This window comes from Pseudomonas sp. NFX71 (genome assembly GCF_048079215.1).
Classification (GTDB): domain Bacteria; phylum Pseudomonadota; class Gammaproteobacteria; order Pseudomonadales; family Pseudomonadaceae; genus Aquipseudomonas; species Aquipseudomonas fluorescens_B.
This window is the reverse complement of record NZ_CP182230.1, coordinates 6219429-6242681: the sequence shown is the minus strand read 5'-3', so window position 1 is coordinate 6242681 and position 23253 is coordinate 6219429. Positions and strand designations below refer to the sequence as shown.

Genomic DNA, 23253 nt, shown 5'->3' with positions numbered 1-23253 from the left:
CCCATTGATGAAATCGGCCAAAACCTGCCCTCGACTAGCGGGGTCAATATCTCCAGAAAACTGGAGTTACGAGCACCAACACAGTCAGGATTTCCAACCTTCCCAGAAGCATTCCAACGGTGAGTAGCCATTTGGCGGCATCCGGTAATGACGAGAAATTACCTGCCGGCCCAATGATCGTGCCCAGGCCTGGCCCGACGTTACACACCGCCGTAGCGGCACCGCTCAACGCGGTTATCCAATCAAGCCCAATGAAAGCCAGGCCCAAAGCGATGGCGGCAATCGTGATGGTGAAGAAAAACGAGAAGGTCAAAAGCGAGCGCACGATCTCCTCGTCGATGGGGTGACCGTTGTATTTTTTCTGAATCACGGCTCGAGGATGGATCAACTGCTTCAAGCTGCTGACCAGCAGAGCGGCAGCCACCTGGAAACGGAAGATTTTAAGACCGCCTGCCGTTGAGCCGGAACAGCCACCGACGAAGGTCAAATAGAAAAACAGCAAAACAGCGAAACTGCCCCACAAGGTGTAGTCGCCAACCGCAATTCCGGTGGTCGTGACGACCGAGGTCACATTGACAGCCACGATACGAAACGCATCCCACCATCCGTAATCGCTGTGAAAATACAGCCAGGTACCAACAGCCAGCGATGTGACGAGCAAGAATCCAATAAATCCGCGTACCTGGTGATCCTTGATCAGCGCACGCCGATTACCCCGCAATGTCGCGACATACAAGGTGAATGGCAGGCTGCCCAGAATCATGATGACTACCGCCACCCAGTGAATCGCTGGTTGAGTCCAATGCCCGAGAGAGGAATCCGAAGTTGAGAACCCTCCGGTAGAGATTAGCGACATCGCGTGGTTGACCGCTTCAAATGGCGTCATTCCCGCGAGCCAGAGCGCTAGAGCTCCGATGCCCGTCAGCCACAGATAGAGCAAAAGAATGTACTTGGCTGCCACATGGGAGCGCGGTGTCACTTTCTCCGACCAATCTGAGGACTCTGTCTGGAACAGACGCATGCCGCCGACTCGCAACAGTGGAAGAATCGCCACAGCCATGCCGATAAAGCCGATGCCACCCAACCAGTGGAGCATGGAGCGCCAGATCAGCAAGCCGGGAGATGAGCTATCCAGACCGGTGAGTACAGTCGAGCCAGTGGTCGTGATGCCAGACATCGTTTCAAAGAATGCGTCGGTGTAGCTGATATCGCTGATGAACACCATGGGTAAAGCTGCGAAGGTGCACACAACTACCCAGCTTGCGGTAGTCAGCAAGTACATGTCCCTCGGCCGAAGATCGCCAGTATTCGGGCGCCCCCGCACGATCAACAGGAGACCACAGATGAAGGTAATCAAACTCGACCAGAGGAAGGCCGAGAGATCGTCGCTACGCTCATAGATCACCAGTGTGATCATGGGAATAGCCATGCTCACGGCCAGCGTGATCAAAAAAATACCTAAGATGAAGCCGATAAGCCGAATTGCTGCGAGGGACATCACAGTAGCGTTCCAAATTAGCACCGCGCAGTATCGGATGCCCACCCTAAAGGCTCCGTAAATTCTCCGTAAAATTTCTATGAGCAATCAGTCAGGCTGCATGGGTCAAAGAGCAGCTTTGGGTCCTGTTGAAAAGGTCGGCCGTAGTACGAGCTTGAGATTGACACCTTCACTTTGAGCAGAGCATTCCGGGCTCGGATTTCGCGTAGCTGCGCGCAAAAAAGGTGTTTTCAGCAGTCGGTTTATTGAGTGGTGTTGCTGTTTGTTTTTACAGGCGCTAGCCTCTCCGGACTTCAGCACAAATCAAAGTTATGCCGATATAGCGCAGCACTGGAGGGCATGCGTTATCAGGGATTGATAAGCGATATGACGGTACGCCCCGCAACTGACAGTGATCGAACAGCCCTGTTTGACTTGCATCGAGCAGTTTTCCACGGGCACATCGAGAAAATATGGGGCTGGGATGAAAGTTGGCAGCGCTCTAATTTTGCAGCCTAATTCGCATATGCAATCACGTCGGTTATTGAAGTCGACGGCCAGACTGTTGGCTACTTTCAAGGTCTGGACAAAGACGATCTGAATCCATATTCAGAACATCGCTGTTTCACACGAATTTCAAGCCAAGGGTATCGGCACCCAGATTTTGAAGGAACGTCAGCTGAAAGCCGCAGCCCGCCATGTAAGCCTTTTGAAATGGAAGTCATCTCATGTTCAAACGTAACAAACTGGTGCCGGAGCTGATGGTCACCGATCTGGGTAGCAGTATGGCTTTTTGGGTTTCTTGCCTGGGGTTCAAAATAGCTTATCAACGTCCGGAAGATGGATTCGCATACCTGGATTTAAATGGCGCTCAAGTAATGCTTGAGCAGATTGATTCGAATGCCGGGCAATGGCTGACTGCGCCGTTGACTAAACCGTTTGGAAGAGGCATCAACCTGCAGATTGATGTCGAGGCCGTTGCACCCATCATCCAAAAACTTGATCAGGCTGGATTTCCACTCTATCGAGAATGCAAAGACACCTGGTATCGGGCTGAAAATGTAGAAGTAGGGCAGCGCGAGTTCATCGTCCAGGATGTCGACGGTTATCTCGTAAGGTTGGTAGAGCGGTTAGGCGAGCGACCAGCCTGCTCAAGTTGAATCCGAACCAAGTCAACCGTCAGCTTTGGTCACAAGCGAGCATTCATGGTCGTCCGCTTTCGGCCCCAGAGTGTGTAAAAACAGCTTCCAAGACCGACGGAGTATGTTTCGGGCTAGGAGTTGAAAACAGCCTGAAAAATTCTTGGTATGGTGCGAGAAGGCTTCCTCTTTTTAGGACAAAAAATGATTTCACATGTATTCATCGGAGTGAATGACTTCAATCGAGCATTTGTGTTTTATCAAGGGGTCATGCAGATACTCGGACTTGATCTCAAGTTCACAGAACTTGAACGCCCATGGGCGGGCTGGAAACACCCCGACACTGCACGCCCTCTTTTCGTGGTGGGCAAACCGTTCGACGGCGAATCTGCGACGCTAGGAAATGGGCAAATGATTGCTCTGCTGGCACCTAATCGACAGATCGTACACAACGCCCATACCTTGGCGTTGGCATTGGATGGAACATGTGAAGGCGCTCCGGGCTTGCGACCCGAATACCACCCGAATTTTTATGGGGCGTATTTTCGAGACCCTGAAGGAAACAAGCTTTGCGTCTGTTGTCACGATTCGGAGTAGGTCAAGTGTAGGATCTTTTTTTGGCTGAAATCGTGAACAAAACATTGTCGAGAGCCCTTGCTATGATTTCTGATAGCAAGGGTTCACGAAGGCGTTTTTACACACTCTGGGCCAAAAGCGGACGGTCGGATCAGGTCCAATTTGGCAGTAAAAAAGGCGGTCGATCGACAAACCTCACTTGGAGCCTTAGGCTCAACTACAACACAAATCTCAAAACAAGCAGCGACTGTCGCCGGTAAAAGAAAAGTCGCTTGCCCCAAGGTATTCCAAGGAGTGGTATGGGCATTTTGGATCGGTTGTTTGGTGGGCGCTTTACCATGCCTCCACCCGAGGAAACTAACCTCAGCGCTTCAGCGATCATGAAAGAATTACGGCCCGGCCCACCCGATCCCGCACAAAAAAAGGCACTCGAGACTTTTGCCCAGGCGCTGTTGGCGGTGGTTCCGGAAAAAGAAGGCGCCAGACTTGTCAGGCGCGTCATGCGTAGATACGCGATGGGAGATGACGCATGTAGTGCTTTCACAGATGGATTGTTGGATGGTTCAAAGGCGCAAAAACTTGAACACCTCGTTTTAATGAGCCTGGATTGGAAAGGTTTTGATGTGTTTGAATATCAGGCTCCTTATCTGGTTAGCGCCAACCAATTGAAAGAGCCCTACGTCTACGTGCGAAACGGTGCCTCATCAATGCCAGAGGTGCTTGATGAATTCGACCGATGGTTGGTTCGGTTTGGTAAACGTTATCTTCACTTGGACTCCGGTGGTGAAAATTACGATGGTTTTATTGTTGACGCTGACCGGGTGGAAGAGACCATTGAGTTGGCCGGCCGTGCGGGCATTAAAGTCAGTCTCGAGAACTTCTGACGTTGAGCAGTGCATAAGGGAAAATGGGCGGTGTGACGACCGTGGTGTCAGTGTTTAAGAAAGGCCGCTGTGGGTCGATTGCTGCTCTTCGCGACAGGCAACAATCGGCCCAGAGTGTGTAAAAACGCTTCGCCAAAATTGAAGTGTGCGCGTCTACGTTAAATCTGAAATTTATCGGCACGTCAGCAGATGTAGATTTCGCGTAGAAGCGCGATTTTCAATCCGGTTTTGAGTACCTGTCGCACTGAAAAACGTTTTTACACAGCCTCGGCCAAAAGCGGTCGTTACTCAAACGTCATAAACAGGGGAATTGATCTGTTAGCTTTCATTACGTAATTCCTCTGCAAGCCACTCAATCAGCGCGCGCACCTCAATCCGGTCTTCCCCACCCTGCAGTCTGAAAACCGATATCGCATTAGGTAGAGGGACACTTTCTGCGCAAGGTCTCACCAGCGTACCGTTTTCAATAAGCCTCCCGGCGGTTCGACGCCACCCCATTGCAATTCCATGCCCTTCAACGGCGGCCTGAAGCATCAAGGGGTAACTGTCAAACAAAGTGCCCTGAGAACAACCCTCCAATGTCTGCCCAAATGCCTGCAGCCAGCTATCCCATTCCATCAAGTGCGGTGGCGTGGCGCGATGGTGTAAAAGCGTGTGGAGGCGAAGTTCACTGATCCCGAGTGACTGTCGGGCAGTCAGGTAATGAGGACTGCACACTGGAAACACTTCATCAGCGGCGGTAAACGCCAGAACATGCAAGCCGCTGGGGCGTCCGGTGCTTTGTAAGGCCACGTCAAAATGGTCATTGAATTCAGTCAACGGTCTGGTGGATGTCGCGACCTGGATCTCGATTTCCGGGTGTTGCTGGTGGAACGTCGAAAGGCGCGGCATCAACCAATAGAACGCTTCGCACAACTGACACAGTAAAACGACGCGGTTTTTACGGGGTGATTCACGAAGGGTGACGGCACTGTCGCTGATACTTTGCAATGCGGTGCTCACCACGCGCCCTAGCTCACGCCCCTCCTGCGTCAGGAAGACTGCACGGTTGCGGCGGCAAAAAAGCTTCAACCCAAGATTTTCTTCAAGCCCACGGATCTGGCGGCTGATCGCCGCTTGGGTGATGTGCAATTCATCGGCAGCCTTCGAAAAGCTTTCCAGTCGAGCAGCCGCTTCAAAGGGCAGCAAACTGGCAAGCGGCGGCAATGACTTCCCAAGCGTATTCATAATCAGACGTTATGCATCCAAGACCGAGAACTCGTTTGTAGCATACCCCTGGCGCTGTGCAACATGAGCTGAATACCTCGCGGATATGCCTGATGACCATTGCTCACTCAAACATCATCGCCGGAGTGATCCTTGCCGTGGTCGCGACCCTGAGCTGGGCTCTGAATTTCATAGCCCCTTACGTCACTGGCGCCTACAGCATCTATGACTTGATGGTTATCCGGTTTCTGATCTCGGGTGCGCTGGGCGTGGTTGTCATGGTGCTCTGTCGCGCCCAGCTACGGTGCCTGCGTCGCAATCAGCAATTTCTCGCCGCCGGTCTGGGCGTGATCGGATATCTCGGGTACAGCACCTGCATTGCCGCCGGTGTTATTTTTGGCGGCCCCGTGCTGACTCCAGCGTTCATTGGCATGGTGCCAGTCTTGTTGGCACTGCTCAGCAACGCCACGAAAAAAACGCTTCCATGGCGCAGACTGATGAGACCGCTGACATTCTTGACTGGCGGGCTTGTGCTGACGAACATCAGCAGTATCAATCAACCCGTTGCGGGCCATGGGGCGTGGTTGATGGGGTTGATTTTTTCTGTCTGCGCCGTGGTCTTGTGGCTCGCATTCAGCTTGCTGAACCAGAGTGCACTGGAGAAACTCCCGGCCAATTCGTCAGGTGTCTGGACAGGCCTCATGATGGCCGGTGCCGGAATGGGCACCGTGTGCTTGTTACCGGTTGTGCAGGCGCTCGACCTTCTCAAGCTGCCAATCCTTGGTTTCAGTGTTTCCCCGGCAGGACATTTGTACGTCTGGGGCCTCGTTATTGCGATGATGTCCTCACTCGTCGGGGCCTGGGCCTGGAACGCAGCGTCCCGTCGCCTTCCCATGGTGCTTTCTGGACAACTGATCTCCCTTGAATCGCTGTTCGCTACATTACTCGGCCTGTTGTTTCATAGCCGGCTGCCAACACCTTTAGAAGCGTCAGGTCTTGCTGCCATTCTAGTAGGTGTGATTATGGCTGTTCGTATCATCCTGACTTCAATCGGTAACCCATCCTGCACGATAAGAAAAATCAACTCCGTTAACTCCTAACAGCCGATTGCTGTCTCACAAGAGGATCACCCTACGCTTGGAAGAATCGGTCGGGCCGGCATGGCCAAAGGGCACTGGACGTCTTGCCATCGATGATCTCCTCGCTGGCTAGACGCCCCACTACCGCTGCCAAAGTAACTCCAGGGTGCATTGCACAAACATAGACGCCGCCCACGTTTGGCAAATAACCGATGATGGGGATGCCATCGGTAGGCATCGGCCTAAGTCCGATACAAGCCCTTTCCGGATCTATGGAAACAACACCATGGAGTTCGTTCTGTATTGTCTTGGCAGTTCGAAGCGCTATCGCTGCCGGCTGATTGTCCATGGCGTCGTCCAGGTAATCTTCTGCCGCCAGCAATGCACCATCCGAACTTTGCCTCACTTCTATTTCAGGGCTGGAGATGAGAGTGTGCACGAGGTTGGGTTGTGACTTGTAACGGATGAAAATGGCAGGCGAGGCTTCTATAGGCAGGGACACTCCAAGCATGTCTGTCAGCTTCGTGATGCCTGTCCCGGCTGCCAATACGACAATATCGGCATCGATAATGCCTATTGTTGTTTCGACTCCGGTCACCGTTGCACTCTGGGTTACAAAACCGAGCACTCGCGTCTGAGTGAGAATATTCGCCCCATACGCCTGGGCACCTGCGATCAACGCATGCGTAGCTGGTACTGCGTCCAGCGCTCCTTCTTCAGCCGCATATAGAGCAGACTGGGGAGGGTTCTTGAGATTTGGTTCAAGGTCGAGAATCTGCGATCGAGACACCAGGTTTGCCGAAGCCTGGTGACCTGGGGTCGGCAGCGCTCCACTCGCCATCACGCTGTAAGACAAGGCACCTGTCCATCGTATCTTCAGACCAGGCAGCTGCGTTTCGAGCCGGCGGTACTCCTTGATGGCAGAACCGCGCAGTTGCGCAATTGGGTCAGGTTCGGGGTGTGCGGTATTGATCCAGGCGAATGAGCTGCCAGTCACTCCGCAAGCTATACCTTCAGCCTCGACCAAGGTGACATTCGCGCCTTTACCTGCCAAGTGATACGCCAATGACGCGCCCACGATGCCTGCACCAATGACAACGACTCGTTTGCCCTGACCATTTCCCATATCAACCTCCGTTCTGTCGATGTGCCGATGTTACGACAGCAGGATGATTTCATGACATGAGAACCTGATCGTTCAGAACGCTTTTTAAGTGTCAGCTCCTGGCCGATTACTGCCTGTCGTGACGGGTAGTAATCGACGCTAAGCGGCCGTCACTTCAGGCAAAGATTGATCGAACTTAGCCCATCAGGTAATACAGCATTTTAGTCACGATGGGGCGCAATCCGGCGGTGTTATGATCTGGGCGTCTATTTCTGCCAAGAGATTGCCCATGGATCGCTTGTCTACCTTGTTGTCACAGTTCGGCGTGCGCGCAAACCTGTTTTACAGTGGCAAACTGTGCGGCTTGTCGTCTTACGACGGCGCTGAAGGTCGTGGGTATATCCACCTGCTACAGGCTGGCAGTGTTACGTTACTGGGAGCCGATCGTAAGGAATTGCTGCTGATCCGGCCCAGCCTGATTTTTATGCCGCGCCCCAGCCGGCATCAATTGTTTGCCGGTGAGTCCGAGGGAGCTCAGTTGTTGTGTGCGTCAATGGAGTTTGAGGGTGGGGTCGATAACCCGCTGTCGGCTTCGTTACCCGATTGTCTGGTGTTGTCCCTGGATGAACTGCCAATGCTGGCCGATACGTTGAAGTGGATGTTCGGCGAGGCGGCGGGTGCACATTGTGGCCGGGAGGCAGCGCTGGGACGGTTATTCGAACTGCTGGTCATCCTGTTGTTTCGACATCTGCTTGATCACAACCAGTTGCGTACTGGAATGATGGCTGGACTGGCTGACCCGCGGTTGTCGCGCTCTTTGGTGCAGATTCACAACGCACCTCATCGTGCTTGGTCAATTGCGGAACTGGCGAGCGAATCGAACATGTCTCGCGCGGCCTACGCGGTGCATTTCCGGGCCGTTATCGGGCAGACGCCCGCCGATTATCTGCTGAGTTGGCGTATCAGCCTGGCGCAAAAGCGACTTCGTGAAGGACGGTCGATTACACTGATCGCCTCCGAAGTCGGTTATGAAAGTCCTTCGGCACTTGCACGCGCGTTTCGACGCAAGACTGGCTACAGTCCTCGGGACTGGATTAAAGACCTGGCAGGTTCAGATGATGGAGCGATGGCCTGAAACATCTAACTGCTCCGGGCCATCCCGGGTGGTCGATCATCGGCTCAACGGCGTTCCAGCTCCGTCAGAGAATGGCCGGCCACGAAAATCGAAGCGGCAAGTAACCCGATGTCTTTAAGTAGAAACTGACCTGGAGCGACCGTGATAGCGGGAAAACCGAGGCCGGGTTCGATCACGCCGGGGGTCGAGAACATGAAGCTCAAGGTGGTGAAAAAGAGTCCGGCAGAGAGCACGCCACCTACCAAAGAAAGCTTCGGTGACAGCAAGCGACCTGCAATCAGTATTCCGATCGAGACCTCCAGAACGCCAAGCAGATTGGAGAAGGTGTCGACACTGAAAATCTCATAAACCCAACCCAGGAAAGGGCTGTTGCTCACCAGCGGAACCAGCCCGACCGCTTCGTAGTGTGTGAACTTCATTCCGCCGAACCAGAAGTAAATGACGGCGAGCGCAAAATAGGCCCCGTAGATGCCAAGCGCCATGGTTTTGAACCCGAGCGTTGAAGGGTTTTGTGCGCTGTTGGTTTCGTAGTTCTCGATTCTGAAGGTTTTCATGATCAATGCTTCCAAGAGTGTGGTGAGGAACGCTAATCAGCAACCCTGCGCGGTGTGCGTTGGGAGTCGATACAGTGTTGCCTTTGTCCGCACGCTCGTGGCGTCTGAACGTATTGCGTTCGGTGCAGATCGTCTCGACTCATTCAGGTCTAAAGCGATCGCCATGCTCCCTGGCGGCACCATTTAAACCGTTTCTGAATGGCATAAAACAAGAGTCCTCGACGTCGGCTTTGGGTCGAATAGCGACCACCAGCAATTGTGACTGATCCACCCCTGTTCTCCCCTCAACGTGGAGGACGAGCCATGAACACTATTGCTAGTATGCGACCGTCGCTATCCGACCCAAAACGGACGAATTTAAGTGCCGTTGTCGATTGATCGGCGACAAGGATTGAGCCTGCTAGCATTGAGTGTCAGAGAGCCTATAAGAGCACTGATGATGCAGATGATTAAAGTTGGAGCGAGCGGTTTGAATCAGCTCCGTGCGTCTTTGAGTCAAGCTGGATTGCCCTGCGATGATGTGAGCGAACCCGGGCGGCAGTTCTACCGATTCGACGTGGATGGGAAACTGGTTGCTTATGGAGGGTTGGAGGGTACTGGCCCCGATCTCCTGCTGCGCTCTATGGTCGTTTGCGAGGAGCATCGTGGAGCGGGACTGGGTACAGCGGTGTTGTCGGAACTGGAACAACACGCGGTCTCCCGAGGCGCAGCCCGACTGCATTTGTTGACCCAAAGCGCTGTTGATTTTTTCACGGCCAACGGGTACGAACTGCTTGATAGGGGTAAAGCGCCTGTCGCAATTGCCCAGACAGCTCAGTTCCAGCATTTGTGTCCTTCGTCAGCAAGCTACCTGCGCAAAACTTTAAGCAGATCCCCTCTGCGCTGAGTGAGCCATCGAAACGCTTCTGGGTCATTGCCAGTGTTGGTAACCAACACCCGCTTTTGGCCGTTTTCTGCATGTCGCGACGGAGTGAAATCCATCACCCAAAGCGGAAAGTCCGGACACCAGAATCAGGTCTCGGATTGATGAGTCACCCAGTGTTTCATCTCTTCGGCAATGAAGTGGTTTACCAGGTCGCTGTACATCTTTTCGATTGCATCCGGGTTCAGGCCCTCGACCTCGGCCCACTCGCGACGTGTCGCCAGCATGGCCTTGAAACGCTCCGGAGCACGCACCGAAGTCGCCGAGGTCTTGAACTTCGAGGCCGCCAGCACGTAGTGAAAACGCTTGCCTAACAGCTTGATAACGACCTGATCAAGGGCGTCGATTTCGCGTCGGATGTCCTCCATGCCCGCACAGTCTGCGGGTTGCAACTGATTGATGACTTCCATGCAGGTGACTCCGTTTGTTGAAAAAAATGGCGAGCCTTCGGAAGAGGATCGCCGCGGCATCTACGTGCGTGATACAGCCAAAACACCATAACATCCATTGTCTGCAGCACGAGGAGCGGTCTCATCCCCGAGCATTCACGCTCATACCTGATCCATCGCCTCGGGCACCCCCCGATCCTCCCCCAGGAACCCGCCACTCTGATGGTGCCACAGCCGCGCATAGAGGCCGTTCCTGGCGAGCAATTCGGTGTGGGTGCCCTGTTCGATGATGCGTCCATCGTCCATGACAATGAGTCGATCCATCGCCGCAATCGTGGACAGCCGATGGGCGATGGCGATGACGGTTTTGCCCTTCATCATTTCATCGAGGCTTTCCTGAATGGCCACTTCGACTTCCGAATCCAGCGCGCTGGTCGCCTCGTCAAGTAGCAGGATCGGGGCGTTCTTGAGCATCACTCGGGCAATGGCGACGCGCTGACGCTGACCGCCCGACAGTTTGATGCCGCGCTCGCCTACCAAGGTGTCGTAGCCGGTGTGTCCCTGGCGGTCGCTCAGTTGGCTGATGAACTCATCGGCCTGGGCATTGGCCGCGGCACTGTGGATTTGCGCGTCGGTCGCATCGGGGCGACCGTAGGCAATGTTGTCGCGAATGGAGCGGTGCAGCAGGGACGTATCCTGGGTGACCATGCCGATCGCGCCGCGCAGGCTGTCTTGTGTCACGTGCGCAATGTCTTGCCCGTCAATGCGAATCTGCCCGCTGTCGACGTCATAGAAGCGCAGCAGCAAGTTGATGAGCGTGGATTTGCCTGCGCCGGAGCGGCCCACCAGGCCGATTTTTTCGCCCGGACGAATGTTCAGGCTCAGGCCATCGAGCACCTGGCGTTCGCCATTGTAGTTGAAGCTCACGTTGTCGAAGGTCACCGCTCCGCCCGAGGTCACCAGCACGCCTGCGTCCGGCGCGTCCTGTACCTTGGGGCCGCGGGTCAGGGTGGCCATGCCATCCTGCACCGTGCCGATACCCTCGAACAGCGAGGTCATCTGCCACATGATCCAGTGCGACATGCCGTTGATACGCAACGCCATGGCAGTGATTGCCGCCACGGCACCTGCGCCGACATCGCCTTGGTGCCATAGCCACAGGGCATAACCGCCAGCGGCCATGATCAACGCCACCACCAACGCCTGGTTGACGATCTCGAATTGGCTGACCAGACGCATCTGGCGAAAGCCGGTTTGCTTGAAGTCCTCCATGGCCGCGCGCGCGAAGTGCGCTTCACGATTGGAATGGGAGAACAGCTTCACGGTCGTGATGTTGGTGTAGGCATCGGAGATACGTCCGGTCATCGAGGAGCGAGCGTTGGCCTGTTCCTGTCCGACCTTCCCCAAGCGGGGGACGAAGTAGAGCATGGCCAGCCCGAACAACACGATCCAGGCAACGAAGGGCAGCATCAGTTTCAGTGCGAAGCCGCCGGCCAGTGCGATGATCGCGATGAAGTACACCCCGATTCCGGGTGCGATCTCGATCAGGGTGAACAGCACGTCGCGCACGGCCAGGGCGGTCTGCATCACCTTGGTGGTGACCCGGCCGGAGAACTCATCGGAAAAGAACGAAAGGCTTTGCCGCAGCATCAGGCGGTGGAAGTCCCACCGCAGCCGCAATGGCAGATTGATCGCCAATATCTGGTGTTGCACCATGGTACGCAACGCCACCAGCCCGATGCTGGTCAGCATCACGATGCCCATGCCCCACAACACGCGACTTTCCTGCGCAGCCGCCTCACCGCCGGCCTGCCAGGTCGAGAGCAGGTCCACGACCTGACCGAGGAAAGAAAACAGCCAGGCTTCGTAGATCGATACCGCGGCACTGAGCAGCGCAAACGCAAGAATGTAGCCGCGCGCACCCCGGGTGCATGCCCACAAGAACCGAGCCAGGCCGTCGGGTGGTGGCGGTACCTCGTCGGGCGGGAAGGGGTCGAGTCTTTGTTCAAATACGCGAAGCATGGTGGTCACCGAAACGATCAAGTTCAGGGATTCTGACACCAGGGACCGCTCAATGGCCAATCAGCACAAGACAGGTCTTGATTCGACACCGCTTGTGATTCTGTGACATTACCTCCTTGGCAGGGTAATAATTTGTGATCCCGGCCTGGCAGCAAAGACCACTCTTTCGGGCTTTATGTCCCGCTACAACGTATCCATGCACTGGAGTCAAGCTACCCATGGAAGCCAACCGATTCGGTGACATCGCCGCGTTTGTCTGCGCTGTGAAGGCTGGAAGTTTTACCTCCGCGGCCGCTTCACTGGGTCTGACCCGATCTGCTGTCGGTAAAAGTATCGTTCGTCTTGAAGGCCGGATGGGAGCACGGCTTCTGAATCGCACGACGCGCAAACTGAGCCTGACCGACGAGGGGCAGGTCGCCTACGAACGCTGGAAGCAGATTCTCGAGGATCTTGATGAGGTGGATGCAACCATGGCCTTGCGCCGTGGACGGCCGACCGGCACTTTTAAACTCACAGCGCCCCTTTCCTTCGGTCAGCGCCATATCCTGCCGATTCTGGATGCTTATCTGAAACAGTGGCCTGAACTGCGTGCGGACGTCTGGTTTACCGATCGCTTTGTCGACCTCGTCGAAGAGGGTGTCGACATCGCCATCCGCATTGGCACCCCCAAAGACGATTCACAACTGTTGACCAGAACCGTGGGTTGGCAGCAGTTCGCAACATGTGCCTCGCCCTCGTATCTGGCCCGTTGCGGTGTACCGCAAACGCCTGCAGATCTTGTAGGGCATGACACCATCGCGTTCATCAGTGGCCAGGCCAGTGTCTGGCGTTACCAGACGCCCACCGGCCTTTATTTATATGAACAACCCGGGCGGCTGAACATCGACAGTTCTGAAGCCATGCGCGAAGCGGCGCTGACGGGCATTGGCCTGATTCACTTGCCGACCTATATCACCGGTAACGACTTGCGCGACGGAACGTTGGTGGAAGTACTCAAGCCTTATCGAGCAGCGCCCGACCCCATCCGGGTTGTCTACCCGAGCAAGCGTCAGTTGTCGCCGCGTGTCCGCGCATTTATTGATCTGTTGATCGAGCGTTGGGAATCAGGAGTGCCTTGGGAAACCTGAGCATATTGGGGACTCAATGGACCGTGTGATGGTCTGCCGGTGTTGTTTATCCGGTTTGAGGATTCAATAAATATGTCAGTCATCGTCACTCACCGAGACTGCCATCATGACTATCGCCACCCAACTCTCGCCACAAGTGCAACCTGCCGCCTTACCGACCGCCGATCCTTCGCTTGAGCGTCACCCTGGTTTTCAACGCCTGTTTCAACCACAGACGCTGACGGTTGGCCTGATTTTGCCCCTCGAAACCCATGCTGGCCGAGCGGCACCCACCATGCGTGGTCACGTGGAAATGGCGCAACGCGCGGAGGCGCTTGGTTTTGGCGCGCTGTGGATGCGTGACATTCCTTTCTACGATCCGGATTACAACGATGTGGCGCACATCTTTGAGCCCCTGGTTTACATCGGCTTCCTGGCCGCAGCTACACGCAGCATAGTCCTGGGAACCACCGGCATCGTGCTGCCTACCCATGAGCCTATGTATCTGGCCAAGCAAGCGACGTCCCTGGATCAGTTGAGCGAAGGGCGCCTGGTGTTGGGGTTGTCCTCGGGTGATCGATACAGCGACTACCCGATGCTGGGTATCGATTATGAAACCCGTGGTGATCGCTACCGTGATGCCTTCTCGGTGTTTCGCACTTTGATTGAGCAGGACTTTCCGCGCTTTCGCTCTGAGCGATTCGGCGGCTCGCCTGGAAACCTCGACCTGGTGCCGAAAGCGCCGTTTGGACGCGTCCCTTCAATCGCTGTCGGCCAGGCGCAGCAGAGCATTGAGTGGCTGGCTGAACACCTTGATGGCTATCTGGCCGGCGTGCAAAGCCCCGAGCGGTTGGCATCGTTGGGCGAGAGCTGGCACGCCAGAGTGCGTGAAATCGAAGGCCGAAATGCTTTCAAGCCGTTAGGGCTAGGCGGCTATTTCGACCTCAGCGACAACCCGGACCAGCCATTCCAGCGCATCCAGGGAGGCTTCCGGGCGGGGCGTAACGGTCTGCGCAATTACCTGGAGCAAGCGCAGGCTGCCGGGATTTCGCATATCGCGCTCAACCCCAAGGTCAGCCGGCAACCCTACGGCGAGATTCTTGACGAGCTCGCTGAGCACATCTTGCCGTTCTTCCCGTCGCATGTTTGAGGTTTGGCCCACCCTCGGAGGATCGATACATGTCATCTCTTTTTGAGTCTTACGATCTGGCGGGTCAGCGACTGTCCAATCGCATCGTCATGGCGCCGATGACCCGCGCCCGCGTCAAGGACACCGTGCCGTCTGCGGATATGGCGATCTACTATGCCCAGCGCGCGGGAGCAGGCCTGATCATCACCGAAAGCGCCCAGGTGTCGGCGCAGGGGCGTGGCTACCTGTACACCCCGGGGATCCACACACCCGCGCAGATTGAAGGCTGGAAACGCGTCACTGATGCGGTTCACCTTGCCGGGGGGCGCATTGTCATTCAGCTCTGGCATGTGGGGCGGGTCTCGCACTCGTCCTTGCTGGAGGGGAGGGCACCGGTTGCACCTGTGGCGGTGTCTGCCGCGCAAACGTTGGTACACGCTTATGACAATGAAGGTCAGCCTGCGCAGGTGCCGGTGAGCGCGCCCGTTGCTTTGGATGCCGAGGGTATTCGGCAGGTCATCGCAGACTTTCGACTGGCCGCAAAAAATGCCATGACCGCGGGTTTTGACGGCGTCGAAATTCATGCGGGTAACGGCTACCTGTTTGAACAGTTCATCAACGGCGGCTTCAACACCCGTGAAGACCGTTACGGTGGCGCCACAATTGCCAATCGCTTGCGTTTGTTACTTGAAACGGTCGACGCGGTGAGTGCGCAGATCGGCCGATCGAAGGTGGGCGTGCGCATATCGCCTTTTGCGCGGCTGGCCGATCTGCACGCGTTCGATGAAGAAGAGGCGACGTGGCTTGCACTGGCTGGAGCCCTGTCCCAACGCGAGATCGCTTATCTGCACGCCAGCCACTTGGGCACGCCAGACTTTCAGAAAGCCATCCGCGCGGCTTACTGCGGCACCTTGATCCTGTCGGGCGGGTTCACCCACGTAACCGCGCAACAAGCCATCGATGACGGGTTGGCAGACCTGGCGGTTTTCGGTCGTCCGTTCATTGCCAACCCTGATCTGGTCGATCGCTTGCGGCATGGCTGGCCATTGGCCGAAGCAGGTCGTGAAGCCTTTTATGGCGGCGGCGCTCAAGGCTACATCGATTATCCTGCTTACGCGTCGCAAGATGCGCAGAAGGCATTCTAGGAATACCGCGATAGCGGTGTGTCATCCCCTGTCTTTCTTGTAGGACAACGAAACAACCGCCGTCGGCAGTGCACGTCAGAAGAAATTGATTTCGTAGCCGAATCGTGAGGCTGCATTGACGATGTGCTGCCCCATGATCTGACGTGCCGCCGTCGCGTTCCGGTCGGTCAAAGCCTGCACGAGGTCTTCATGCTCACCGCGTGCCGCATGCGGAATGTTGCTGAACACCGGGCCTCGCCGCGCAAAGTTCATGGTGATCAGTGCCCGCATCGGCTCGAGCACCGTGCGAATCATCGTCTCGAGATAGTCGTTGCCAGACGCTGCGGCCACAGCCCGATGGAAGTCGAGGTCGGCGTTGACAGTGTCCAGCGTCGGTTCGCCTACGTACTGCATTCGCAGGACCGCTGCCTGGATCATTTTCAGCTTTTGGGGCGTCATGTGCGACGCCGCCAGCGCGGCAGCCTGGCTTTCCAGTACGGCCCGCACTTCGAACATGTTGCGCATCGTATTGTCACCGTCAAGCAACGGCACGTTCTCGCGCTGGGGGGAAGGCTCCGGCGATTGGGTCGCGGCCGAGACGAATACGCCAACGCCCTGGCGAGACTGGATCAGCCCCTGCGCTCGAAGCGTCGCGATCCCTTCCCGTACGACGTTCCTGCTGACGCCGAAGTTTTGCGACAGAAACTGCTCGGTGGGCAAACGGTCGCCCGGCCGCAGACGTCCCGATGCAATCTCGTCGCTCAACGAGCGGGCGATGTGCTCGGCAAGATGAGGTCGCCGCGCTACGGGTTGTACATTCATTTCACTCATGCGTGTTCATCCGTTTCACTTGTCTTCTTAATCTACATCAGCCGACTTGTTCCCGTCAGTTAAAACTGAATTTCATTAACCGCATGAAATAAAAAACACTTTAATAACAATAAGTTAGGTTTGATCTAGACCAAAGTCTGACGCAAGGCAGCAGTTGTTCAGTTGAAGGACAACAGAACGTCATGTACGTTGTCCTCAGTCTGATGTGGGCGAACCCCCCAAAACGCCGCATCACCTTCGCAACCTGCTTGAGGCGCAGCCTTATGAAAATTGCCAGCATTGAAACCATTCCGCTTCGGATTCCCTTCACCACGGGCGGGCGGTCGGCCGGCGGAGTCTGGGGGCCGAAAGACCTTCAGATGGTCGATTCCCTCGTGGTTAAAGTCACCACGGATGACGGTATCGTCGGTTGGGGCGAGACCTTCGGTTTCACCGCGATCCCTGCAGTGAAAGTCGTGATCGACACGATCCTTGCGCCCGAGCTGATCGGCAGTGATGTCACGCGTCGCGAGAAATTGCAGGGCGATCTGCAGAAGAAGTTCCACGTCTTCGGTCGCAGCGGTGCGTTCATTTATGGTCTGTCGGCGATTGATATCGCGCTCTGGGATATCGCTGGCAAAGCGGCCGGTAAACCGGTCTACCAACTGCTGGGCGGCAGCGAGGCTACTTCACTCGCGGCGTATGCAAGCTTGATCCGCTATGCCGACCCCGAGCTCATTCGCATCAATGTGCAGCGCGCGGTCAACAGCGGTTTTCGACACTTGAAGCTGCATGAGGTTGATGTCGATGTCATCCGTGCCGCGTGCGAAGCCGCGGGTCCTGGCGTGGAAATCACGCTCGACGTCAACGCCCCGTGGACGGTGCGCGAAGCGCTCGATATGACCGAGAAGCTTCGCCCGTTGAACCTGCGCTGGATCGAAGAACCGGTGTGGCCGCCGGAAGACTATTCGGGTCTGGCGAGGGTACGTCAGCAAGGCGGCATTCCGGTTGCGGCCGGTGAGAATGCGTCGACGCTGATGGACTTCCAGCATCTGCTTGAAGCCGGTGCAGTCGACTTCATTCAACCGAGCCCGGCAAAAATGGGCGGCATCACCGAACTGCAAAAAGTCTACGCGCTTGCCAATGCCCACGGCGTCACCGTGATGGTCCACGCCTTTTATGACGGCCCAGGCCTGCTGGCCGCCGTGCATGGAAGTGCCGCCCTCGGCGGTGCGAAGTCACTGGTCGAATGGCGTTACTTCGATCTCGAAGCGCAGCTCTATGGCGACGCCATCATTCCGCGCAATGGCCGTATCGACGTACCGCAAGGGCCGGGGCTTGGCATCGAGCCGGACCAGGACGTCATTCAGGACTACCGCTTCAAACCCTGATCGCAAAGACCGCCAGGTCATTGCCTCGTTTGATCGACGCCAATGCGGCCGCCGCCGTGTCGGCCTCGATCAGCCACGACGACATTCTTGATAAAAATAAATACGAGGATTGAGCACATGTTAGACAGGATCGTAGGGCCAATCTTGCCCGTCGCCTTTGTGATTGCGCTTGGCTATATCGCCGGCAAGCGCGGACGGCTTACCCATTCGGACAGCCTGCTGATCAGCCGGCTGGTACTCGGCTGGATATTCCCGGCGCTGTTGTTTGTCGGGATGGCGAGTACGCCCCGTGAGCAGTTGTTCGACTTCAAGTTCGTCGTGGCCACGTTCATCGGCATCATGGGCATGTACACGATAGCGCTGGCGATCGGCTGGTTCACCACGCGCAATCTCAAGGTTGCAACGCTCAAGGGCTTCGTCAACGGTTACCCGGACGCGGCCTTCATGGGCATCCCTATTCTCGCGACGATGTACGGGGCCGGCAGCATCTATTCAGTGCTTGTGCTGAATCTGGTTGCGAGCCTGGTCATGATCCCGCTGACGACCATGTTGCTGACCATCGCCGATGGAAAGGGCAGTGGCACCCAGGCGTTCGTGTCGAGCCTGTCGGGAGCGGTACGCCGTCCGCTGATGTGGGCGCCGGCCCTTGGCATACTGATCTCACTGCTGCAGGTCAAAATGCCGCCCATTGCTGTGGAGTCACTCAACCTTCTCGGCAAGGCGACGCCTGGCGTCTCCCTGCTGTGCCTCGGACTGATCATGTCGTCCGAGAAACTGAAAATGTCGGGTGAAGTGTGGGGCAACCTCGGGCTCAAGCTGTTTATTCACCCGGTGTTGATGTTCGCCGCCACTGTATTGCTGGGCACACATGGACTTTACGCCCAACAGATGATCCTGCTTTGCGCGCTGCCGTCGGCGACGATCCCGGCGATGTTTGCGAACCAGACGGGCGCCTATCAGAGTGAAGCCGCGACCTCCATTCTGGTCAGTACGGTGCTGTCGATCGTGACTTTTTCTTTCGCGATCTACCTGATTGATGGAGGACTGGCCGCAGCCTGATTGTCGATCCCGGATGGCGGGGTATGAGGCACTCGTGTCGAAATACCACGCCTGGTTTTGTTCCGCCTGTCACAGGCCGGGACTAACTTCTGAAAGCTCGGGTCTCCCTGAGGATTCTGCCTGCATCTTGTGCGGGAGGAAGCCCGAACACCCGCACGTAATCTCGGCTGAATTGCGTCGCGCTTTCATAACCGACCTCGAAGGCCGCAGCCATGACGCTCTTCGCGCTGGCCACCATCAGGGTTCTGGCCTGGAGCAGGCGAACCCTTTTCTGGTACTGCAAAGGGCTCAAGTTGGTGACCGCCTTGAAGTGGCGATGAAACGCCGAGACACTCATCGACGCGCGTTCCGCCAGGCGCTCGATCCCGATGGGGTCAGCAAAGTCACGGCGGATCCATTGGATAGCCATATTCACTCGGGCCATGGCGGTATCCGGCGCTGCTATATCCCGCAGCATCCAGCCATGGGGCCCCTTGAGGACACGGAACAGAATTTCACGTTCGTATACCGGGGCGAGGGCGGCTATGGCATCCGGGTCGCCCATCAGCCGCAGCATGCGCACCCACGCATCCATCAGCTCGGTCGTGACCGACGCCACTGAAAACCCGGCATTGTTTTCGTAGCGTGCGGCAGGTTTGGGCAGGTCGGCGAACAGCGTGGACAACACTGCAGGATCAAGCGTCAGGCTGACCGCCAGATACGGCTCTCCTGACACCGCTGGGTGCACCGACCCCACCGCTGGCAAGCCAATGGACATGACGAAATAGGTCGCCGGGTCATACCGCAGCGTCCGGTCGCCCACCGTCATGCTTTTGCTGCCTTGCAGGATCAGGTTGATCATCGGGTCATAGACCGCCGCCAGCATGTGCTCGGGGATTTTGCCCTGGACCATGGCCACTCGCGGGATGCCCGTTTCAGTGCGGCGATTTTCAGCCTTGGCCGCTAGCGACCTGAGTTCATTCAATTGATTGTCCATGCGCAGCATGTTGCGGGCGGAGCACGAAGCCGTGCAAGCAAAAAGCAGAAACAGGCAGGTTTCGAGCAGGAACGGGTACGTCCCTGGCGAGAACGATGAGTACTGTGGAGGCACGTTTGAACCACAGGGGAAATTTGATATGGGCGTAATCGTCATTACTGGCGGCAGCCGTGGCATCGGTGCGAGTACAGCCGAACACGCGGCTCAACGAGGTATGGGGGTCATCCTGACCTACAACTCTGACCCGCAGGCGGCCGCTACGGTCGTGGGGCGCATCGAGCGACATGGTGGCAAGGCTGTTGCGCTCAAGCTCGATGTGTCTGATGTCGGCAGCTTCGAGGCGTTTCGGGAGTCAGTGCGCCTGGCCCTGGGGGAAACCTGGGGCTCCACCACGCTGAGCGGCCTGGTCAATAACGCGGGCTACGGCCTGTTCAACCCCTTGGCAACCGTCAGCGAAGCGCAGTTCGATGGCCTGTTCAATGTCCACCTCAAAGGCCCGTTTTTTCTCACCCAGGCTTTGCTGCCCTTGCTGGCGGAGCACGCCAGTATCGTCAATCTGAGCAGTGCCACCACCCGCGTAGCCACTGCCGGAGTGGCACCCTATGCGGCGTTCAAGGGCGGGCTCGAAGTACTGACCCGTTACATGGCCAAAGAGTTTGGCGAACGACGCATCCGTGCCAATGCCGTGTCCCCCGGCGCTATCCGCACCGAATTGGGTGGCGGCCTGAATGATGAATTCGAGGCAATGTTGGCGGCGCAAACGGCGCTCGGCAGGGTCGGCGAGCCGGAAGACGTCGCGCGAGTGATCGCCATGTTGCTGTCCGAGGAGGGCGCCTGGATCAATGCCCAGACCATCGAAGTCGCAGGCGGCTACAACATCTGAACAAGCGAGGGTTTGCCATGCTGGATCATATTTTCCTGTCGGTGAGCGCCATCGCACGTTCCATGAATTTCTACGAGGCTGCCCTGGTGCCATTGGGTATCACCGCACGCTTGCAGTATGACCCCGATTACTACGCCGCCAATGTGCTGGACCCGGATGGGAATAGCCTGGAATTGGTCTACAAAAAAGGGCAGCACGTCCAATGAGCACACTTCTGATCTACGGAGCGACAGGTTATACCGGTCGCATGGCAGCAGAACACGCGAAAGCGCTGGGTCTGAACTTCGAAATCGGCGGGCGCAGTCACTCGCCACTCGCGACACTCGCCGCGCATCTGGACGTGCCTTTTCGCGTATTTGATGCGGGCCCGGATGCCGAGAATGCCTTGTCTGGCATCACGGTATTGCTGAACTTCGCGGGGCCATTTGCGCAAACGGCAGAGGCGTTGATGCGCGCCTGCATCAAGGCCGGGATCGACTATCTGGACATTACCGCCGAGATCAACGTTTACCGGCTGGCCGAAACGCTGCACATTGAAGCGGCCAGGGCACAGACCCTGTTGTTGCCAGGCGTCGGCTGGGACGTTGTCCCTACGGACTCGCTGGCGGTGCACGTCGCTCAGCGGGTCCAACAGCCTCGCGCTCTGAACATCGCGCTTCAGGTCCCAGGGTCGATGTCCCGTGGCTCGGCCAGGAGCGTCAGCGAAATCATCGGTGCCGGCGTGCTCGCAAGGGTCGATGGCGAACTCGTTGCAACGCCTGAGGCCCAGCCACGTCACTTTGATTTTGGTGAGGGACCGGTCCTCTGCGCGCCGCTGTCTTTCGGTGACCTGGTGACGGGCTGGCATTCGACTGGTATCCCTGATATTGCGATGTTCGTGCATCTCTCTGGCGATGCGTTCCCCGAAGGCGACCTGTCGCTACTTCCTGATGGCCCCACCGCAGAGGAAAGGGATGGCCATCGGGCACGTGCGGCGGTGGAGGTTACAGGAGCAGACGGCGTCATCGCACGTTCGGTCATTGAAACGATGAATGGCTATTCCTTCACGCCACTGGCCGCCGTCGAAGCAGCGCGCCGGGTTTTGAATGGCGAACGGCGGCCGGGTTTTGCAACCCCGGCGCAGGTCTTCGGTGGTGGATTTGCCCAGAGTATTGCCGGGACGGTGATTACCGATCTCCAGGACCGATAACTGTTGCTCAAGAGGTTGTTTTCAGCTCACTGACAGGGCTCTTTACGGGCTGGGGAGACCTGAATCTCGCCGCGTCCCGCACAGGCGGCAGCCCGAACAGTCGCGCGTATTCGCGATTGAATTGCGAGGCGCTTTCATAACCCACCTGGTAGGCGATGGACGTGGCATCCAGCGTATCGAACAGCAGCAACCAGCGCGCCCTCAGCAAGCGCAAGCGCTTCTGGTATTGAATCGGGGTCATGGCCGTCACGGATTTGAAATGCCTGTAGAAGGCTGCAACGCTCATGTCGGTCATGACCGCGAGGGGTTCGACGCGAAAAGGCTCGGTGTAGTGCTCACGTATCCACTGGGTGGCACGGCGGATCTGCGTCATCCGGCCATCTGGTCGTGCAACGTCACGGAGAATACCCCCCAGGGGGCCCTGCAGGGCGCGGAACAAGATCTCACGTTCAATCATCGGGGCGAGTAGTGCAGCCTCGTGCGGTCGATCCATCAGCCGCATCATGCGTAGCCACGCGTCAATCATTTCAGCAGGCGCGAGCACGGCTTCAAAACACGAATTTTGCGCTGCCCTTGGCGCTTTGCCTTCGTCCATCAGCAGTGTAGCGAGCACGTCGGGGTTCAGGGTCAGGCTGATCGCGAGATAGGGTTGATCCACGGCGCTGGAGTGAATCTGGCCCGTAGCGGGTATATCGACAGGCACCAGAAAATAGCTGCCGGCCGTGTACCGGGAAACCTCTTCCCCTATGGACAGGGTCTTGGTGCCCTGGAGCACCAGATGCAACATCGGCTGATAAACCTGAGATGCACAAGCCTCGGCCCGGACCATCGCCACCCGGGGCAATCCGGTTTCCGTCCACTTGTCTTGCGCGCGCATCACGATACTGCGCAGTTCTGCCATCGACTTTTCCATGTGGCCCACCGTGGGCTAAATGCCGGGGCATAGCAAGCCAGCTGAGAAGAATAGGCAAGGATGCGCGAGTAACCGGCAAACGTCGGCCCCTTCGTTGCCGGAATACTGATGACACGAGGTTCGTTGCATTCCCGTTGTTGGCGCGATAGCAGCGAACGCTCGATGCGATATCACTTAACTCAAAG

The 23253-nt window shown here is 56.8% G+C and carries 23 protein-coding genes; 14 read left to right on the top strand and 9 right to left on the bottom strand.

Going from position 1 to position 23253, the window contains the following annotated elements; translation table 11 throughout:
* Positions 1–43: 43 nt before the first annotated feature.
* The gene (locus ACM1ZW_RS29005) at positions 44–1498 is read right to left on the bottom strand and encodes a TrkH family potassium uptake protein (protein WP_031318797.1); all 1455 of its coding nucleotides are present in this window, start codon (positions 1496–1498) and stop codon (positions 44–46) included.
* Positions 1499–2205: 707 nt separating this feature from the next.
* Here ACM1ZW_RS29005 and ACM1ZW_RS29000 point away from each other — a divergent pair.
* The 3 genes from ACM1ZW_RS29000 (at position 2206) to ACM1ZW_RS28990 (ending at position 4076) form a co-directional block, all read left to right on the top strand.
* Complete coding sequence (locus ACM1ZW_RS29000; RefSeq protein WP_416739867.1) at positions 2206–2637, top strand: bleomycin resistance protein; 432 nt, start codon at positions 2206–2208, stop codon at positions 2635–2637.
* A gap of 183 nt (positions 2638–2820) precedes the next feature.
* Complete coding sequence (locus ACM1ZW_RS28995) at positions 2821–3213, top strand: VOC family protein (RefSeq protein WP_031318798.1); 393 nt, start codon at positions 2821–2823, stop codon at positions 3211–3213.
* A 278-nt stretch (positions 3214–3491) separates the two neighbouring features.
* Positions 3492–4076, top strand: coding sequence for a DUF6630 family protein (locus tag ACM1ZW_RS28990; protein WP_017338306.1), 585 nt, complete (start codon positions 3492–3494; stop codon positions 4074–4076).
* A gap of 318 nt (positions 4077–4394) precedes the next feature.
* Here the strand turns inward: ACM1ZW_RS28990 and ACM1ZW_RS28985 are convergent, their stop codons facing one another.
* Complete coding sequence (locus ACM1ZW_RS28985; protein ID WP_017338307.1) at positions 4395–5303, bottom strand: LysR substrate-binding domain-containing protein; 909 nt, start codon at positions 5301–5303, stop codon at positions 4395–4397.
* Between the two features lie 92 nt (positions 5304–5395).
* On the opposite strand from ACM1ZW_RS28985, the gene ACM1ZW_RS28980 reads away from it, so the two are divergent.
* Complete coding sequence (locus tag ACM1ZW_RS28980; protein ID WP_416739866.1) at positions 5396–6382, top strand: DMT family transporter; 987 nt, start codon at positions 5396–5398, stop codon at positions 6380–6382.
* A gap of 31 nt (positions 6383–6413) precedes the next feature.
* On the opposite strand, the gene ACM1ZW_RS28975 is transcribed toward ACM1ZW_RS28980, so the two are convergent.
* Complete coding sequence (locus ACM1ZW_RS28975; protein ID WP_416739865.1) at positions 6414–7487, bottom strand: NAD(P)/FAD-dependent oxidoreductase; 1074 nt, start codon at positions 7485–7487, stop codon at positions 6414–6416.
* 268 nt (positions 7488–7755) lie between these two features.
* Here ACM1ZW_RS28975 and ACM1ZW_RS28970 point away from each other — a divergent pair, with 268 nt between their 5' ends.
* Positions 7756–8601 carry an AraC family transcriptional regulator gene (locus ACM1ZW_RS28970; protein WP_212178055.1) on the top strand — a complete coding sequence of 282 codons (846 nt, stop codon included), beginning with the start codon at positions 7756–7758 and terminating at the stop codon, positions 8599–8601.
* A gap of 44 nt (positions 8602–8645) precedes the next feature.
* Here ACM1ZW_RS28970 and ACM1ZW_RS28965 read toward each other — a convergent pair whose 3' ends face one another.
* On the bottom strand, positions 8646–9155 hold the full coding sequence (locus ACM1ZW_RS28965; protein ID WP_017338311.1) for a YkgB family protein: 510 nt from the start codon (positions 9153–9155) through the stop codon (positions 8646–8648).
* 436 nt (positions 9156–9591) lie between these two features.
* On the opposite strand from ACM1ZW_RS28965, the gene arsN2 reads away from it, so the two are divergent.
* Positions 9592–10041: an arsenic resistance N-acetyltransferase ArsN2 gene (arsN2, locus tag ACM1ZW_RS28960; protein WP_416739864.1), complete on the top strand. Its 450-nt coding sequence runs from the start codon at positions 9592–9594 to the stop codon at positions 10039–10041.
* Positions 10042–10166: 125 nt separating this feature from the next.
* Here the strand turns inward: arsN2 and ACM1ZW_RS28955 are convergent, their stop codons facing one another.
* Together ACM1ZW_RS28955 and ACM1ZW_RS28950 are read right to left on the bottom strand one after the other, a co-directional pair.
* Entirely contained in the window at positions 10167–10487 is a 321-nt protein-coding gene (locus ACM1ZW_RS28955; RefSeq protein WP_017338313.1) for an isochorismate lyase, read from the bottom strand.
* A 141-nt stretch (positions 10488–10628) separates the two neighbouring features.
* A complete protein-coding gene (locus ACM1ZW_RS28950) occupies positions 10629–12488 on the bottom strand; it encodes an ABC transporter ATP-binding protein (protein WP_416739863.1) in 1860 nt (619 codons plus the stop codon).
* 218 nt (positions 12489–12706) lie between these two features.
* Here ACM1ZW_RS28950 and ACM1ZW_RS28945 point away from each other — a divergent pair, with 218 nt between their 5' ends.
* The 3 genes from ACM1ZW_RS28945 (at position 12707) to ACM1ZW_RS28935 (ending at position 15868) form a co-directional block, all read left to right on the top strand.
* The gene (locus ACM1ZW_RS28945; RefSeq protein ID WP_017338316.1) at positions 12707–13615 is read left to right on the top strand and encodes a LysR family transcriptional regulator; all 909 of its coding nucleotides are present in this window, start codon (positions 12707–12709) and stop codon (positions 13613–13615) included.
* Between the two features lie 106 nt (positions 13616–13721).
* Positions 13722–14744 (top strand): LLM class oxidoreductase, encoded by a 1023-nt coding sequence (locus ACM1ZW_RS28940; protein WP_017338317.1) that lies wholly within the window; start codon positions 13722–13724, stop codon positions 14742–14744.
* 29 nt (positions 14745–14773) lie between these two features.
* Positions 14774–15868, top strand: a complete 1095-nt coding sequence (locus ACM1ZW_RS28935; RefSeq protein ID WP_414884349.1) for an alkene reductase — start codon at positions 14774–14776, stop codon at positions 15866–15868.
* 75 nt (positions 15869–15943) lie between these two features.
* Here the strand turns inward: ACM1ZW_RS28935 and ACM1ZW_RS28930 are convergent, their stop codons facing one another.
* Complete coding sequence (locus ACM1ZW_RS28930; RefSeq protein WP_017338319.1) at positions 15944–16678, bottom strand: FadR/GntR family transcriptional regulator; 735 nt, start codon at positions 16676–16678, stop codon at positions 15944–15946.
* Positions 16679–16941: 263 nt separating this feature from the next.
* Here ACM1ZW_RS28930 and ACM1ZW_RS28925 point away from each other — a divergent pair, with 263 nt between their 5' ends.
* Positions 16942–18048 carry a mandelate racemase/muconate lactonizing enzyme family protein gene (locus ACM1ZW_RS28925; protein ID WP_414880023.1) on the top strand — a complete coding sequence of 369 codons (1107 nt, stop codon included), beginning with the start codon at positions 16942–16944 and terminating at the stop codon, positions 18046–18048.
* Between the two features lie 117 nt (positions 18049–18165).
* A complete protein-coding gene (locus ACM1ZW_RS28920) occupies positions 18166–19107 on the top strand; it encodes an AEC family transporter (RefSeq protein WP_017338322.1) in 942 nt (313 codons plus the stop codon).
* Between the two features lie 82 nt (positions 19108–19189).
* Here ACM1ZW_RS28920 and ACM1ZW_RS28915 read toward each other — a convergent pair whose 3' ends face one another.
* The gene (locus tag ACM1ZW_RS28915; protein ID WP_416740859.1) at positions 19190–20083 is read right to left on the bottom strand and encodes an AraC family transcriptional regulator N-terminal domain-containing protein; all 894 of its coding nucleotides are present in this window, start codon (positions 20081–20083) and stop codon (positions 19190–19192) included.
* Positions 20084–20222: 139 nt separating this feature from the next.
* Here ACM1ZW_RS28915 and ACM1ZW_RS28910 point away from each other — a divergent pair, with 139 nt between their 5' ends.
* Genes ACM1ZW_RS28910 through ACM1ZW_RS28900 form a run of 3 tightly spaced genes read left to right on the top strand, consistent with a single transcriptional unit; the run spans position 20223 to position 22155 of the window.
* Positions 20223–20966, top strand: coding sequence for an SDR family NAD(P)-dependent oxidoreductase (locus ACM1ZW_RS28910; protein ID WP_017338324.1), 744 nt, complete (start codon positions 20223–20225; stop codon positions 20964–20966).
* Positions 20967–20983: 17 nt separating this feature from the next.
* Positions 20984–21172: a hypothetical protein gene (locus tag ACM1ZW_RS28905; RefSeq protein ID WP_416739862.1), complete on the top strand. Its 189-nt coding sequence runs from the start codon at positions 20984–20986 to the stop codon at positions 21170–21172.
* A complete protein-coding gene (locus ACM1ZW_RS28900) occupies positions 21169–22155 on the top strand; it encodes a saccharopine dehydrogenase family protein (protein WP_416739861.1) in 987 nt (328 codons plus the stop codon). Before ACM1ZW_RS28905 ends, ACM1ZW_RS28900 begins: the two co-directional genes overlap by 4 nt.
* Positions 22156–22162: 7 nt before the next feature.
* Here ACM1ZW_RS28900 and ACM1ZW_RS28895 read toward each other — a convergent pair whose 3' ends face one another.
* Positions 22163–23056 (bottom strand): AraC family transcriptional regulator N-terminal domain-containing protein, encoded by an 894-nt coding sequence (locus ACM1ZW_RS28895; protein ID WP_416740858.1) that lies wholly within the window; start codon positions 23054–23056, stop codon positions 22163–22165.
* Between the last annotated feature and the right edge of the window lie 197 nt (positions 23057–23253).

Excerpts from the sequence above, each read along its gene's own strand:
- ACM1ZW_RS29005 (WP_031318797.1), bottom strand. The coding sequence starts at position 1,498 with ATGTCCCTCGCAGCAATTCGGCTTATCGGCTTCATCTTAGGTATTTTT.
- ACM1ZW_RS29000 (WP_416739867.1), top strand. The coding sequence starts at position 2,206 with ATGTTCAAACGTAACAAACTGGTGCCGGAGCTGATGGTCACCGATCTG.
- ACM1ZW_RS28995 (WP_031318798.1), top strand. The coding sequence starts at position 2,821 with ATGATTTCACATGTATTCATCGGAGTGAATGACTTCAATCGAGCATTT.
- ACM1ZW_RS28990 (WP_017338306.1), top strand. The coding sequence starts at position 3,492 with ATGGGCATTTTGGATCGGTTGTTTGGTGGGCGCTTTACCATGCCTCCA.
- ACM1ZW_RS28985 (WP_017338307.1), bottom strand. The coding sequence starts at position 5,303 with ATGAATACGCTTGGGAAGTCATTGCCGCCGCTTGCCAGTTTGCTGCCC.
- ACM1ZW_RS28980 (WP_416739866.1), top strand. The coding sequence starts at position 5,396 with ATGACCATTGCTCACTCAAACATCATCGCCGGAGTGATCCTTGCCGTG.
- ACM1ZW_RS28975 (WP_416739865.1), bottom strand. The coding sequence starts at position 7,487 with ATGGGAAATGGTCAGGGCAAACGAGTCGTTGTCATTGGTGCAGGCATC.
- ACM1ZW_RS28970 (WP_212178055.1), top strand. The coding sequence starts at position 7,756 with ATGGATCGCTTGTCTACCTTGTTGTCACAGTTCGGCGTGCGCGCAAAC.
- ACM1ZW_RS28965 (WP_017338311.1), bottom strand. The coding sequence starts at position 9,155 with ATGAAAACCTTCAGAATCGAGAACTACGAAACCAACAGCGCACAAAAC.
- arsN2 (WP_416739864.1), top strand. The coding sequence starts at position 9,592 with ATGATGCAGATGATTAAAGTTGGAGCGAGCGGTTTGAATCAGCTCCGT.
- ACM1ZW_RS28955 (WP_017338313.1), bottom strand. The coding sequence starts at position 10,487 with ATGGAAGTCATCAATCAGTTGCAACCCGCAGACTGTGCGGGCATGGAG.
- ACM1ZW_RS28950 (WP_416739863.1), bottom strand. The coding sequence starts at position 12,488 with ATGCTTCGCGTATTTGAACAAAGACTCGACCCCTTCCCGCCCGACGAG.
- ACM1ZW_RS28945 (WP_017338316.1), top strand. The coding sequence starts at position 12,707 with ATGGAAGCCAACCGATTCGGTGACATCGCCGCGTTTGTCTGCGCTGTG.
- ACM1ZW_RS28940 (WP_017338317.1), top strand. The coding sequence starts at position 13,722 with ATGACTATCGCCACCCAACTCTCGCCACAAGTGCAACCTGCCGCCTTA.
- ACM1ZW_RS28935 (WP_414884349.1), top strand. The coding sequence starts at position 14,774 with ATGTCATCTCTTTTTGAGTCTTACGATCTGGCGGGTCAGCGACTGTCC.
- ACM1ZW_RS28930 (WP_017338319.1), bottom strand. The coding sequence starts at position 16,678 with ATGAGTGAAATGAATGTACAACCCGTAGCGCGGCGACCTCATCTTGCC.
- ACM1ZW_RS28925 (WP_414880023.1), top strand. The coding sequence starts at position 16,942 with ATGAAAATTGCCAGCATTGAAACCATTCCGCTTCGGATTCCCTTCACC.
- ACM1ZW_RS28920 (WP_017338322.1), top strand. The coding sequence starts at position 18,166 with ATGTTAGACAGGATCGTAGGGCCAATCTTGCCCGTCGCCTTTGTGATT.
- ACM1ZW_RS28915 (WP_416740859.1), bottom strand. The coding sequence starts at position 20,083 with ATGGACAATCAATTGAATGAACTCAGGTCGCTAGCGGCCAAGGCTGAA.
- ACM1ZW_RS28910 (WP_017338324.1), top strand. The coding sequence starts at position 20,223 with ATGGGCGTAATCGTCATTACTGGCGGCAGCCGTGGCATCGGTGCGAGT.
- ACM1ZW_RS28905 (WP_416739862.1), top strand. The coding sequence starts at position 20,984 with ATGCTGGATCATATTTTCCTGTCGGTGAGCGCCATCGCACGTTCCATG.
- ACM1ZW_RS28900 (WP_416739861.1), top strand. The coding sequence starts at position 21,169 with ATGAGCACACTTCTGATCTACGGAGCGACAGGTTATACCGGTCGCATG.
- ACM1ZW_RS28895 (WP_416740858.1), bottom strand. The coding sequence starts at position 23,056 with ATGGCAGAACTGCGCAGTATCGTGATGCGCGCGCAAGACAAGTGGACG.